Below are 11,854 nucleotides of genomic sequence, written 5' to 3'. Positions count from 1 at the left end.
TGGTACTTGCAAAGCTTTTTTATTGCATCACTGCTGATTTTCCATTTATTCCCTGACAAGAATACTGAAGTTGGTCAAACTTCTATTGGAAACTCATTTAATGAACGTGATGAAGTCTTAGTTTCTCTGACTCTATTTCTATTTTTGCTGCTATTAGTAGCAATTTTTTCTCTTCGTACCTTAGTCAGATTGAATTGGATCTGGGGTGTCTGATTGTATAGAGGTTTCTTCACCTGCACCTTCGGCATTGGGGTCGATTGGTCGATTACGCAGTTCTAGCTCTGCAAGTTCCATATTCATCAGTTTTCGTAACTTGCGATTAATCACATCAGACATGATCTCATCATTTTGCCGACATCCTACCAACCAAACCAGTAAATCTGTGTCAGGTGAAAAGGTGATATTTGGCTGTTTCGCGCTTCGACCTTGCGAATCATCTGTGCCTGAGCTCATTTTGGGTTTACCTCCATGTCGAGGTTTCGCTTTTTGGCGTTTTTTGTGCTTTTGGGCGTTACTTTACCATTTATTGCCTTAGAGTCAAGGTGTTAGATTTTGCGATCGCTTTTTATTTTGCGGCAAGCAGCGATCGCATACGCCACAGCGCAAAGTTTTTGCTTCTCGCTCAAACCCAAAAGCCTGCATCAAAAACGCCCAACGACAGTGACGAGTACTCATATACGACTGCATTTGGAGTAGCGGTGTGCGATCGATTTCGGCAAATTTGTGATTTCCTGCCCGAATTTCATAGGCAAACGGGCTATGCCAGACTAATTTCCCCGCACTATGCAGCATTCCTAGCACTAGGGCGCGATCGGGATTCCCTTTGATAACATCAGAGAAATTTCCCTTGCGGGGTAATTTGGGCAAAAGCATCTGCGCTTTTTGCAATTGTTTTTGTTGCTGCTGTAAAAAGAAATCCTGACGGGTGCGATCGCTATTGTCCAAGAATCCCGTAGGTTCGCTCACCAGCATCAAGGCTGTGGCAGGGTTCCCATCTCTTCCCGCCCTTCCTACCTCTTGAATGTACTCGGCAAGTGTCAATGGAGCCTGAAAATGGAGAACCCAGCGCGTATTCGGGTTATTTAGCCCCAAGCCAAACGCGCTGGTACAGACCACAAAGGGGTACTCACCTTCTATCCAAGCTGTTTCGATCTGACGACGTTGCTCTGAGGGAAGTCCCGCGTGATAGGCAGCAGTACGGAAAGATTGCGTAGATAACCATTCTGCGAGTTCCTCCGTCTCACGCCGACTGCGCACATAGATCAAGCCCGTTTGACCTTGCTGAGAATGGATAAAGCGAATGGTTTGATGTTTGCGGCAAAGGGGTGTCCAAGCAATCGCTACGTTTAAACTTAAATTGGCACGATAGGGGCTAGTGCGAATCACCTGTGGCTGTTCTAATTGCAGACAGGAAATCAATTTGGCTTGGGTATGAGAATTTGCCGTGGCGGTAAACGCCGCGATCGCAATCCTAGGATGCTCTAACGGCTTATGTTGCATCAAAGCAGAACGCACAGCTCCCAAACGGCGATAGGTGGGTCGAAAGGTATCTCCCCACTGCACGAGACAATGGGCTTCGTCAATCATGATTCCTGCGATCGTTAGTGTGGGCGCGCAGAGTCGTTCCCACACGGGTTGACTCAAAAGCGTTTCTGGTGAAACATACAGCAATCGCAGGTGTGGTAATTTTTGCAGAACTTGATGGCGTTCTCGACTGGTCAGATTACTATGTAAGGTGGCGGCAGGAAGTTCGCGTCTCTGTAAATCTTGGACTTGATCTTCCATTAATGCCAAAAGTGGCGAAATCACTAGGGTTAAACCCTGCTTTAAAATTGCGGGGAGTTGAAAGCAAATGGATTTGCCTCCACCCGTTGCTAGTAAAACAAGACTATCGCGATCGCGTAATAGATTCTCAATTATCTCCGCTTGCGGCGGACGGAAATCTGCATAGCCCCATACTTTTTGAAAAGTCTGCAAAACTGAGGAAGGAAGCATCAGATTTTTAAGAAGTTGATTTTTTCTTTTGAGAGAGCTGAGCCAGACTTTCGGATATATCTTTGGAGATCGGTTTGGGTCGCTTGACGAACGAGAACACGCGATAATCATCTGCATTGGTTTCATCTGTCATCGCCTCGCCATTTTCTGTCATGCGAACGATACTGTAGTCCGTATCATCTTCATAAATCGCAAGCGTGACATTGAGAATATCTAAAAAATTAATAAAGCCACGACATTCATCTTCGGAGTAATGACTATAGTATTTAATTAGATCGGCAATGCAGGTCTCAAGGTGTAATCGACTCTCCCGACGCAAGAGAATGATTTTGAGTAATAAAATCACTAAGGGCATAGGATTGTCTCGAGACAGAAAGAAATAAAACAAATCGGAAGGATTTCTCTGTCCATCGAGCGTTAGAAGCTGGATCGCACGTTTACAAGCCGTATGGACTAAACCAAACATCACAATTTGGCGATCGCAGCTAGTATGCAACTGCATAAATTTATTGACTAAGCCAATCTGCAATAGCTCAGATACTTCTGCATCATAGCTAGGGAGTTCTAGATACTCCAAAAACTTCTGCTTAAATTCTAGGAATGTAATTCCTTTAAGTTGTTCCAAGAAATGACGGGCTAAACTTTTATAACTATTACTCCCTTGTCTCGTCAAAATTGTCTTCACAAGATTGAGCACGCCATCCCCAAGACTCGTGGGGTTCGCTTGGGATTTAGCTGATGACTTTGAGAGCGCGATTGATTGTCGACTGGTGCTCGCAGAGGGTTCTTTTCTACCGAGACGGGCTGTATACATTGCCAGATCGAATTTAAATTGCTTTTTGATTTTGCGAGAGAGGGCATCGGCAATTTGCCTCTGTTCTAGCGGTTTGCTGAGATCGGCATACTGAGAGGTGAGAAGGTAAGAGGTAAAGCGATCGCTCCAGTTATTTCTATCTTGGTAGGTGCTACTAGGTCTACCTAAAAAGAGGAGAAGAGATTCATAATCTGGGCTGCTAATAAAGTTTTTTAGCCAAGCTCTTAGGGTTCTGAGTTTCGTAGTTTTGCTAGGCTGATAGATCGATGGATCGGAAAATAGACCAATCAGAAGATGGGTATAACGATAATTACTGGTGATCCGCCAATTATTGATCAGGATATAGCAGCAACGTAACAGCGTATTCCTAAATTCTGTTTCTTGATTAAAAAAAATAATCTGCCCCAGTGCTCGAAATGTCACTGGATCGTCAACCTGATCGTACCGAATAAATAGGTTTTGAAACTGATGTATGACTTGCTCAGGTGTATACCGTCTGACAATTTCCAAAAAAAAGCCATAGATACGCTGCTGGATTTGCTCAACGCTTCCAGTTTGGATCTCAGTGATTTCTTCAGAGTATTGATTGGGGTTTGGCTGTGAAAACGCTAAGCCAGACATTACATACCTCTAGCTGCGATAAGTATTTTAAGTTGTTTATACCTAACGATTTTGGAGATTTTGGGGAGAATCCCTGATGTTTGATTGATATGACTCAAGTCGCATACATGGCTCAAAGGATGCATACGATACCTGGAACATAATTCTTTCTATTACGAAGGTATCTATAACCCCCAAAAAAACTAATGTACTAGCGACTGTAATTAATGAGAAATAATTATAGGTTAGATTTTTAAAAATTTTGCCAAATTTTGACAAGATATTTTTGTTATACCACTACAGCCCCAGAGCCGTAGTCCCTGCACCACATCCCCCTTGAGCATTGGTGGGCAATGTGCCACTATTTGCCGCAACTCCACCAATTCCTGGTTGATTATTTTCACAGAGGATAGCAAGACTGGTAACATCACTGCTGCCAGCGATCGATGAAAGTGAAACTACCCCAGCATAGGATCTGAGGGGAGTAAACTTAGAGTAAGCATTGCTCAGAGCCGTAACATTGATACCAACTCCCGTAGTACTGGAGTCATAGGTGTAGTTAGTTGTGTTGGTTGAAATACCTACGCCTAGAACGTCAATACTCGTACCAAACCTAGTCTTCTCAGCATAGTAAGCTTGTTGACCCTTGTTTAGGGAAGCAACATAGGTTCTGGCTTCTGATTGCTTGGCTTTGCTCGTTTGGCTAAAGAAAACTGGAACTGCGATCGCTGCTAAAATACCAATAATTACAATCACAACTAGCAGTTCAATTAAGGTAAAGCCCTTTTCGGAATCCTTCATATTGAGAAGGTGTTGAAGTAATTTCGCTTTAAATTCAGATTTCATGGCTTTGCCCCGTTCGTTTTGAGAGAGTTACATTTCACCTATTAGTACAACTTACCCCCTTTTTTCTAATTTCAATCTCTCCATAACAAGCAGTTGTAGACTTTCTACTGGGCAAGCGTTTAGAGCCCGATCGCCTCGATCTGAAATGTTCAAGTTGATACTTTGAACTGACTAGGATTCGGAAATAGAAGGAACGATAGTTAAATATTTGGCATATCTTTGCATTGCCTCGATATCATCATCTTTCCAAACATGAGTGTCTTGACAATGATGCGCAACTAGCAATCCCCACAACTTTCCGTTGGGTACAATCGGAACCACCAAATTTGCCAATACCTGCAAATTCCGCAAAAACTCGCGATGGCAATCGCTAATGGGTTCTGTTTCAATATTTTCCGTGGCACGTATTCGTCCTGCCAAATACATTTCCGCATGTCCAGCGTTAAAGCATTGATCGGGTCCTGTCGAACCGATAATTGAATATTTTGGATCGCCGATTGCCTCTAAGGTCACCTGTCCCTTCCATTCCGAGTAAAAGTAATACAAAACCACACGATCGATATCGAGCAATTTTCTCAACTCTTGCAACGAGGTGTAAACCAAAGAATCTTTTGCTAAATTTTTTGTAAGTCGATTTAGGACTACCTGTATACCGCGATCGGGATTCATCATTGCTTGATTGGTAAGTGCTGTAGGGAGGAAGCATTCGTGCAAAAAAGTTTTGCCATTATCAAAACCGATCTACGCGAATGCTCTGACCTTATCGGAGATAGCTTGCGATCGAAAACTTTATTCCCATTCTATCGTTCCAGGTGGCTTAGAGGTGATATCGAGTACTACACGATTGACTCCCTTGACTTCATTGACGATGCGGGTAGAGATCGTTTCGAGCAGATCGTAGGGAACTCTTGCCCAATCTGCGGTCATGCCATCTTCGCTCGTAACCATGCGCAGTACAATCGGATAGGCATAGGTACGTTGATCGCCCATCACACCCACACTTCTGATCGTAGGCAGCAACACCGCAAAAGCCTGCCAGAGTTCGTGATAAGAGCCAGAGCGGTTGACTTCTTGTCGCACGATCAAATCGGCATTTCTGAGAATTTCTAAGCGATCGGGTGTAACTTCACCAATAATCCTAATTGCCAATCCAGGTCCTGGAAATGGTTGACGCTTAACAATTTCTTCGGGAAGTCCCAAGGCTGTGCCGACCTTGCGCACTTCATCTTTAAATAACATGCGCAGGGGCTCGATCAGGGTAAAGCGCAGGTTTGGTGGCAAGCCACCCACATTATGATGGCTCTTGATTTTGACAGCAACACGCTTACCTGTCGCAGGATCGATATTCGTATCCGCAGACTCAATGACATCGGGATAGAGCGTTCCCTGTGCTAAAAAGTCAAAGGGTCCTAAGCGCTTTGACTCCGCCTCAAATACATTAATAAATTCATAACCGATACGCTTGCGTTTTTCTTCGGGGTCAGTAATACCTTTTACTTGAGCAATAAAGCGATCGCTCGCGTTAATGTACTCTACTGGAATATGAAATTGCTCTAAAAATAGCTTGACCAAACGCTCTGGCTCGCCCTTGCGCATAAAGCCCTGATCGATAAACATACAAGTCAAGCGATCGCCGATCGCTTTATGCAGTAAAAACGCCAAGGTCGATGAATCAACCCCACCAGAAAGTGCTAATAACACGCGCCGATCGCCGACTTGGGCTCGTACTTCTCGCACCGCTTCTTCGATAAAGGAGTCTGTTGTCCAAGTGGGTTCGCATTCACAAATGTGATAAACAAAGTTGCGAATTAGAGCTTGTCCACCGATGGAATGCACGACTTCAGGATGGAACTGTACTCCATAGAGCTGTTTGTTGGGATGGGCGATCGCGGCATTGGGAGTATTGGCAGTATGTGCCAAAATTTCAAACCCATCTGGCAAATTTAGTACCGAGTCGCCATGACTCATCCACATGGTCGCGCCATGTTCAACGTTGGTTAGCAGGTCGGTAGGGTCGTCGATCAGTAATGCAGCTTTACCATATTCGCCGCGATCGGCACGGGCAACCTCGCCACCCAACTGCTTTACCATTAACTGCATCCCATAGCACACGCCTAACACGGGAATGCCAAGGTTCCAAATTTCAGGGTCGCACATGGGTGCGCCTTGGTCGTAGACTGAGTTGGGGCCTCCTGAAAGAATGATCCCTTTGGGGGCAAATTCTTTTAGTTTCTCAATCGACGTATGATAAGGCAGTACCTCAGAATAAACCTGCGTCTCGCGGATGCGGCGAGCAATTAGCTCAGAATACTGCGATCCGAAGTCGAGAATGGCGATCGTAGAACGAGTGGCACTGTCATAGGTTTCTGTGCGATTGGCATCAGATATAGTAGAGATGGTAGCTTGAGTTGAAGAAACCACGATATAAGTACCCCTGTCGAGATGGCGAAAACTTGTAGGTAAATTGCAACTTACGAAAAGTAGCTATTCGTACAATGCTAGCAAAACAGATGTAAAGCAAGTTGAGGATCTGCATTTATTCTGGGGCTAGGTTGTAGATGCAGTTTAGAGAAGCTTTACGAAAAGTAAGAAATTTCTTAATTTTATTGAGTATGCTGCACAAAAAAACATTGGTTGCCTCATTCTTATTGTTTGCTGCGATCTTCAGTCCTCCCGTCGTTCGGGACTGGAGCAACTCGTCGGTTCAAGCCGTACAGCTACGAGATGGCAAAACCTATTTTCTGCATCCGCCCACTTTGATTGATGCGGCAACAACCAGCAATCGTACCCATGCTTGGGGTGCAACCTACTATTTCACAATTCAGACGGCTAGTGACGCAGGAGAACCTTTGCAGTCCGTCACGATCGCGCAAAATGAGGGTAGCGATACCGTTGCGTTTCACCTAGGCGAAACCCTTGCCTACGCTCAAGATGCTGGCAGCGATCGCGCTCCCCTAGTCAGCAAAACAACCCTAAACCCAGAAACAAGAACCCTATCGATTGTTTTCGATCCACCCGTTCCCGCAGGCAAAACTGTCGTGATTAGCTTGTATCCCTCTCGCAATCCACGCTATGAAGGCGTGTATTTGTTTGGTGTTACGGCTTTCCCTCCAGGCAGTCAACCCCACGGGCAATTTCTTGGCTATGGGCGACTGCACTTTTATAGTTCTTCTCGTTGGTGATAACTAAACCGCTTTTTTTGAAAGTCCTCTCCGAATCAGGAATTCATACCAAACAGAGCAAGGTCTTTTTGTTTAATGGGATCAAATCCTTAGCGATCGCAAGGGCAATGGAAATTTGCTTGTGTGGGGTTTAGTGACATAATGCCACCATGAGTGAAAGTATTCCCGTAAAAGCAAACAAAGGTGGGTTGGCTTCTCTAGTCCTGACCTTGGTGGAGCTACTGCGTCAACTGATGGAAGCGCAAATCATCCGCCGTATGGATGCAGGAAAACTCTCTGACGCCGAAGTAGAAAGAGCCGCCGACAGTTTGCAAGCACTAGAGAAACAAATTTTAACCCTATGCGAAGTCCTAGAAATCGATCCTGAGGATCTCAACCTCGATTTGGGTGAAGCTGGGAAACTTTTACCCCGTAAGGGAGCCTATTATCCCGACCAGCCCTCTAGCGAAGCTTCAATTTTAGAATTGCTCGATCGCTTAATTAGCACGGGGATCGTCTTAGAGGGAGATGTGCAAATTGGTTTAGCCCAGTTAAATTTGATTCATCTCAAACTCAAACTCCTATTAACATCCACTGAGTTGTAATACCAATTTCTCTTGAAATTGCGACAGATCGGGTTTTGTGTTCCGCGCGGAGCGTGGTCTTTTCAAAAAGATGCGTTGCATCACTTTTTGAAAATGGTATAAATGGGTGTTTGCATTCAAGCCCCAGAATTGTTCGGAATTTTGGGAATTCCCAACCACTATCGATCTAACAACCAAACAAAGTCCGCACTGGCGGACTAAGAAGGTACGAGAATTTAACGCCTTGCGGCAACTTCTGGTTGACTAGACTTTGGTAGTGCGATCGAGCTAGTGTTTAAAGATTCGAGGGCTAGGCTTGGAATGGTGTCCTCTTCTTTGGCAGCAGAAAACCACATACCCAAGACTGGGGCAACCCCTAGCAGCAAGCCCAAGAAAATGGGGGGATAAATACTCGCACCGCAACTTAAGATCGTCGCAAACACAAAGTTACCGATGTACATGATCACGGGAAATACTAGCTGCTTGCGGTTGAGTACGGGTTGGTTATCCTTGCCCCACAAAAGAGAAGCAACGGTCATAAATAAGGCTCCTGTGCCCATCCAGCCCGCAAAGTTTTGCAACGGCATGCCAAAGAATGCTCCGGGCTGATGCCACTCCCAAAAGGGGAAAGCGGCTTGACTCATGGCGGGATCGAGCACAAAGTCCCAAGAGGTAAGCATCATTGCGCCTAGGGCGATCGCTTCAACTCTCTGCATCCAATGGTTACCAAAGCGTAGGGTCGTATTGGCAATCAGAAAACAGGCAAGCCCCATATAAAACCACGATAAGGGGATAGTAAAAGGTACGAGCCCAGCGATTTTTGTGCCTAAACCACTTAGGTAAGAATAGCCACCAAACGGAAAGCCTGTGCTGGTTCCGAGTAACTCGCTACCCAGCGATAGAAATACAGAGGGGATTAGAAATGCAAATAGTCTTTTTGCCCCTAGCGTGTGCCAACCGTACAGAGAAATTGAAATTGCGCCCAAGATCATAAATACTGCGCCGCCACCCTGCATACCCAGGGCAAAGATTTGCAGTCCTAACTCAGAAAGGCTCTCAATAAACTCGGTATTTGGCATAACGAGTAACAGTCCTACCAGCCCAAACAGCATGGCAGCTAAATGAGCAGCTAAAGTAATCCACTGTGCGGAAATCACACGCCTCATCACAAAAAACTCCAAGAGTTGATTAAGTTTATTTAACAAAAGTATAAACTACTAGACAAGTATCGAGTCTTCGTGGTTGTACCTATCCCCATCTTAGTGCGCGATCCAAGCTAGCAGTCCCAAGAGAGCGATCGCGCCCGCAACCCACAAGAATTGATTGATTCTACGAGCGATCCTTTGCTTATCTGCATCGGTATAGAGAGCATCTGGTAAATCCTTGGGGCTGGAAACACTTTTACTGGAATTTTTGCCAGCGCTGCCATATCCCCCCCCATTGCCATGGGCATCTAAATTACTAAGGTTGGGTATTTCCGTGGTTACTCCCTCTAATTTGCGTAGCTGTGGGGCAGATAAAACGCTCAGTACATAGCGAGCTGACTTGCGCACATCAATATTTGGGTGTTTGACTAAGCTGCGACAGAGTGCGATCGCTTCCTCCGTCCGACCCACCGCATCGTAGGCATTTGCCAGCCAAACTTGGATTTCTCCGCTTTGATATGTACCCGGAATCGCATGGCTTTTAGCTTGCTCTAGTTGCTGCAGTGCCTGTTGATAGCTACCACCCTCAAAGTTGGCAACCCCCGCTTGAAAAATTTGCTCAGCTAAATCTCGATCTAAATTTTCTTCAGAAGCCATGATCGCAATCCGTATGTGTCTGGGTAAATTAAATTTAGCTTGAGTTCGGGTTAAGAACTTTGGGACAAGACAAATTATGTTATTGGAACCAAAGGGTTTCATTCTCTTGCCTTATCGGGGGCATACCTTTTTAAAAGGGGAAGTTTTTATTCTTTTCACCTTTTTTCTAGCCGCGAAGCGGTTTCCCGTAGGGTAGGAGAGCTGGGGGGATAAACCAGCATGTATAGGGTTTTAGGTTTTATGATTCCGATCTCACATTAAATTTACTTTTACATCCATCTTACGGAGAATAAATAGATGAAATTCTTCCCTGCCGCTGTACTTGCGACCGCTTTTGCTTTGCCCGTTAGTTTTCTCAGCGCTCCTAGTGCATTTGCCGATCGCCGAGACTTTACTTTTATCAACAATACTAGTCAGTCGATCATGCACCTTTATGTCTCTGATTCTGGATCTAATTCATGGGAGGAAGATGTTTTAGGGCGAGACGTCCTTGGCAGTACTGAGTCTACAAACATCAACTTCAATGACAGAACTCGTAAATGTAGCTACGATCTAAAAGTAGTGTTTAAAAGCGGTCAGACCTTTGAGCGTTACAGTCTCGATCTTTGCTCGACCACAACCTATACCCTTAACGACTAATTGAGAACGTAGCTGTAGAGGCAATTCATGAATTGCCTCTACGATAGTCGAGGTTAGGGATTGGGGATTTCTTTCAGTAAAACCTGTTTGGCATAGGCGATCGCTTCAGCTTTATCCTTCACAGCTCCTTCTACCTGTGCCAACCTTACGGATTCTAGCAATTCTCCAATTTTAGGACTTGGGGATAAAGCTAACTCAGTCATGAGGTCTGAACCTGTAACGAGAATGGCAGGATGCGCGATCGCATCCTGCGGATCGCACCACTGACGCAACCAAGACAATATCGCTTCAAAAGCTGATTCATCGGAAGTTCCATGGGCGATCGCCACAGCACAGAGAGCAGGGAAAATCTCTAGGGTGGCTTGAAATAATTGATACTGCTGCTTAGGTGTTGCACCGGGGAGCAATTCCAAAAATTTGGGAAGATAGCGCAAAATCCCCATCAACCAACGCAGTTCGTTGCGGCTGAAGCCTAGAGGTTCCATTGCTGTGGCTGAATTCGACAATGCTGCCAGTTTCGTGATGATTTTTGCCGTGCGATCGCTAGCTAGTACATTCGCAAAATAGACTTCTAATCTTGGGAAAGTCTCAATTAGCAAGGCGATCGCTTCATCAATTCTGGCAAACCGATTGAATTCCAAACAATTAGTAGGAAGCCAAGCCTCAAGAATGCCATCGTCAATCGCTGTCACCAACCATCTATTCCCCTCATCAAGCGATAGAAGATAGCTCAACTCCGTGCGAACTCTCTCTGCTGCGATCTGCGATATGCCTTGAAAAGGAGCATGAGAGAATTTCACCAAGGTCTTTTGGGTTAACGCCTCAATTTCAAAGCCTAACTGTGCTGCTTGCCGATAGGCACGCAAGATGCGGAGAGGGTCGTCCAATAGATTCTCAGGCGCAACCATTCTCACCTGTTTTTTGGCTAGATCGCCTGCTCCATCTAAAGGATCGAGGAGAGAAGATGGAGGCAAGATTCCTGTTTTTGTGAATTCAGATTGAAAATCTTCGCTAACCGAAACCGCGATCGCATTCATACAAAAATCTCTGCGTTCCAAGTCCTCTCGAATCGAACTTCCCATTTGCTGGGCGAAATCGGCAGTGGCATTTTTAAACACTACCCGTGCAATTTGACGCTCGGCATCCAAGACGACAAACCCTGCCTTGTATCGCTTGGCGATCGCAGAGGCAATTGCAACTGCCCGATCGGGCAAGACAAAATCGATATCTAAATATTTAGACTGACGACCCAACAAGCGATCGCGCACCCATCCCCCCACAAGATAGGCAGGCTTGGGCAATTCGTTCAAGTCGAAAGGGAATCTAGACATATTTAAAAAGCGATTTTGTTAAGAATTATGCTGATTTTGGGGTAAATCCTGTCAATTTCTGAGAGTTAGATTTTTTTGATTA

Annotated in this window: 12 protein-coding genes; 3 read left to right on the top strand and 9 right to left on the bottom strand. The window is 45.2% G+C overall.

The window, feature by feature from the left end:
* Positions 1–180: 180 nt before the first annotated feature.
* The 6 genes from ACP2WE_RS10755 to guaA form a co-directional block, all read right to left on the bottom strand.
* A complete protein-coding gene (locus ACP2WE_RS10755; RefSeq protein ID WP_425215550.1) occupies positions 181–453 on the bottom strand; it encodes a hypothetical protein in 273 nt (90 codons plus the stop codon).
* An 84-nt stretch (positions 454–537) separates the two neighbouring features.
* On the bottom strand, positions 538–1,995 hold the full coding sequence (locus ACP2WE_RS10750) for a RecQ family ATP-dependent DNA helicase (RefSeq protein WP_425215549.1): 1,458 nt from the start codon (positions 1,993–1,995) through the stop codon (positions 538–540).
* A 7-nt stretch (positions 1,996–2,002) separates the two neighbouring features.
* On the bottom strand, positions 2,003–3,430 hold the full coding sequence (locus ACP2WE_RS10745; RefSeq protein WP_425215548.1) for a Sll1247 family protein: 1,428 nt from the start codon (positions 3,428–3,430) through the stop codon (positions 2,003–2,005).
* 276 nt (positions 3,431–3,706) lie between these two features.
* Positions 3,707–4,255, bottom strand: coding sequence for a type IV pilin-like G/H family protein (locus ACP2WE_RS10740; RefSeq protein ID WP_425215547.1), 549 nt, complete (start codon positions 4,253–4,255; stop codon positions 3,707–3,709).
* 171 nt (positions 4,256–4,426) lie between these two features.
* On the bottom strand, positions 4,427–4,969 hold the full coding sequence (locus ACP2WE_RS10735) for a GAF domain-containing protein (protein WP_425215546.1): 543 nt from the start codon (positions 4,967–4,969) through the stop codon (positions 4,427–4,429).
* Positions 4,970–5,044: 75 nt separating this feature from the next.
* Complete coding sequence (gene guaA, locus ACP2WE_RS10730; RefSeq protein WP_425215580.1) at positions 5,045–6,652, bottom strand: glutamine-hydrolyzing GMP synthase; 1,608 nt, start codon at positions 6,650–6,652, stop codon at positions 5,045–5,047.
* A gap of 215 nt (positions 6,653–6,867) precedes the next feature.
* Between guaA and ACP2WE_RS10725 the strand changes: the two genes are divergently transcribed.
* Together ACP2WE_RS10725 and ACP2WE_RS10720 are read left to right on the top strand one after the other, a co-directional pair.
* Positions 6,868–7,437 (top strand): DUF2808 domain-containing protein, encoded by a 570-nt coding sequence (locus ACP2WE_RS10725; protein ID WP_425215545.1) that lies wholly within the window; start codon positions 6,868–6,870, stop codon positions 7,435–7,437.
* A gap of 149 nt (positions 7,438–7,586) precedes the next feature.
* Positions 7,587–8,021, top strand: a complete 435-nt coding sequence (locus tag ACP2WE_RS10720) for a gas vesicle protein K (RefSeq protein ID WP_425215544.1) — start codon at positions 7,587–7,589, stop codon at positions 8,019–8,021.
* A gap of 215 nt (positions 8,022–8,236) precedes the next feature.
* Here the strand turns inward: ACP2WE_RS10720 and cruF are convergent, their stop codons facing one another.
* Both cruF and ACP2WE_RS10710 read right to left on the bottom strand, forming a co-directional pair.
* The gene (cruF, locus tag ACP2WE_RS10715) at positions 8,237–9,166 is read right to left on the bottom strand and encodes a gamma-carotene 1'-hydroxylase CruF (RefSeq protein ID WP_425215543.1); all 930 of its coding nucleotides are present in this window, start codon (positions 9,164–9,166) and stop codon (positions 8,237–8,239) included.
* Between the two features lie 93 nt (positions 9,167–9,259).
* Positions 9,260–9,802 carry a hypothetical protein gene (locus ACP2WE_RS10710; protein WP_425215542.1) on the bottom strand — a complete coding sequence of 181 codons (543 nt, stop codon included), beginning with the start codon at positions 9,800–9,802 and terminating at the stop codon, positions 9,260–9,262.
* 297 nt (positions 9,803–10,099) lie between these two features.
* On the opposite strand from ACP2WE_RS10710, the gene ACP2WE_RS10705 reads away from it, so the two are divergent.
* Positions 10,100–10,441 carry a hypothetical protein gene (locus ACP2WE_RS10705; protein WP_425215541.1) on the top strand — a complete coding sequence of 114 codons (342 nt, stop codon included), beginning with the start codon at positions 10,100–10,102 and terminating at the stop codon, positions 10,439–10,441.
* A gap of 53 nt (positions 10,442–10,494) precedes the next feature.
* Here the strand turns inward: ACP2WE_RS10705 and ACP2WE_RS10700 are convergent, their stop codons facing one another.
* Positions 10,495–11,772 carry a tRNA nucleotidyltransferase/poly(A) polymerase-related protein gene (locus ACP2WE_RS10700; protein ID WP_425215540.1) on the bottom strand — a complete coding sequence of 426 codons (1,278 nt, stop codon included), beginning with the start codon at positions 11,770–11,772 and terminating at the stop codon, positions 10,495–10,497.
* Positions 11,773–11,854: the final 82 nt, after the last annotated feature.

The organism is Tumidithrix helvetica PCC 7403 (assembly GCF_965232925.1).
Lineage (GTDB): Bacteria > Cyanobacteriota > Cyanobacteriia > Pseudanabaenales > Pseudanabaenaceae > Tumidithrix > Tumidithrix helvetica.
This window is presented reverse-complemented; position numbering and strand designations above follow the sequence as displayed.

Coding starts and splice junctions, on each gene's coding strand:
- ACP2WE_RS10755 (WP_425215550.1), bottom strand. CDS start 453: ATGAGCTCAGGCACAGATGATTCGCAAGGTCGAAGCGCGAAACAGCCA.
- ACP2WE_RS10750 (WP_425215549.1), bottom strand. CDS start 1,995: ATGCTTCCTTCCTCAGTTTTGCAGACTTTTCAAAAAGTATGGGGCTAT.
- ACP2WE_RS10745 (WP_425215548.1), bottom strand. CDS start 3,430: ATGTCTGGCTTAGCGTTTTCACAGCCAAACCCCAATCAATACTCTGAA.
- ACP2WE_RS10740 (WP_425215547.1), bottom strand. CDS start 4,255: ATGAAATCTGAATTTAAAGCGAAATTACTTCAACACCTTCTCAATATG.
- ACP2WE_RS10725 (WP_425215545.1), top strand. CDS start 6,868: ATGCTGCACAAAAAAACATTGGTTGCCTCATTCTTATTGTTTGCTGCG.
- ACP2WE_RS10720 (WP_425215544.1), top strand. CDS start 7,587: ATGAGTGAAAGTATTCCCGTAAAAGCAAACAAAGGTGGGTTGGCTTCT.
- cruF (WP_425215543.1), bottom strand. CDS start 9,166: ATGAGGCGTGTGATTTCCGCACAGTGGATTACTTTAGCTGCTCATTTA.
- ACP2WE_RS10710 (WP_425215542.1), bottom strand. CDS start 9,802: ATGGCTTCTGAAGAAAATTTAGATCGAGATTTAGCTGAGCAAATTTTT.
- ACP2WE_RS10705 (WP_425215541.1), top strand. CDS start 10,100: ATGAAATTCTTCCCTGCCGCTGTACTTGCGACCGCTTTTGCTTTGCCC.
- ACP2WE_RS10700 (WP_425215540.1), bottom strand. CDS start 11,772: ATGTCTAGATTCCCTTTCGACTTGAACGAATTGCCCAAGCCTGCCTAT.